2 protein-coding genes are annotated in these 1060 nt (G+C 55.9%); both read left to right on the top strand.

What is annotated here, in order from left to right; genetic code table 11:
• Positions 1-480: transposase (locus tag A1359_RS00240; RefSeq protein ID WP_198159215.1), on the top strand; the 480-nt coding region annotated here is incomplete at its 5' end.
• Positions 477-1060 (top strand): DDE-type integrase/transposase/recombinase (locus A1359_RS00245; RefSeq protein WP_157200413.1); only part of this gene is annotated, 584 nt, incomplete at its 3' end. The genes A1359_RS00240 and A1359_RS00245, both read left to right, overlap by 4 nt.

Genomic DNA, 1060 nt, shown 5'->3' on the forward strand with positions numbered 1-1060 from the left:
TATTCTGATGAATTCAAAGAGCAAGCCCTGGCAAAAGTTTACAATCGTGGAGACCGGACGATTCAAGCCATTGCCGACGAATCTAACCTCAGCATACATACCTTAAAAAACTGGATGAAAAGCAGTACACCCCCCGATACGCGCAATCCCAACTTGGCTAAGCGCCCCCAAGATTGGCGCCCTGAAGAACGCTTGCAGGCACTCCAAGAAAGCCATGGTTTGACCGACGAGGCCCTTAACGCCTGGTGTCGGCAACGCGGGCTATTTGCGCATCAACTCGCGCAGTGGAAAAGTGATTTTTGTGCCGTCACCCGCTCCCGTTCAGGCGGCGATGACAGTCAAACCCTGCGCGCACTGAAAGTGGAGAATCAACGCCTGGAACGCGAACTCAACCGTAAGGACAAAGCCCTGGCTGAAGCCGCTGCCTTGTTGATCCTGCAAAAAAAGGTCCGGGCGCTGTTGGCGGGAGAGGTCGAATGACGTCCCTTCAGCAGCGCCAAACCCAGATCGATTCCATCGCCGAAGCTACCGCGGCCGGTGCCCGCCAAGACCAGGCCTGTGCCGTGTTGGGCTTGAGTCCGCGCACCTTGCAACGCTGGCAGGCCGGTGAAACCCTGGGGGAAGACCAGCGGCCGCAGCGGCAATACACCCCGCCGCATGCGCTGACTGATGCCGAGCGAGCCCATATTTTGACTGTGGTCAATTCCGCTGAATTTGCCGATTTGCCGCCCAGCCAGATCGTCCCGCTCCTTGCCGATCAAGGCATTTATCTGGCGTCGGAATCAACGATCTATCGCATACTGAAAGCCGCCCAGCAACTGAAACATCGCCGCAATGAACGCCCCAGTCAACCGCGTACCAAGCCCAAAGCACTGAGCGCAACCGCGCCGAATCAACTCTACAGCTGGGACATTACCTATCTACCGGCCGCTATCAAAGGCCAGTTCTACTATCTCTACCTGTTCCTCGATATTTTCAGTCGCCAGATCGTCGGCTGGCAGGTATTTGAGGAAGAAAGCAGTCAATACGCCAGCGAGTTGTTACGGGATATTTATTGGCG

The sequence above is a fragment of the Methylomonas lenta genome (assembly GCF_001644015.1).
Taxonomy (GTDB): Bacteria; Pseudomonadota; Gammaproteobacteria; order Methylococcales; family Methylomonadaceae; genus Methylomonas; species Methylomonas lenta.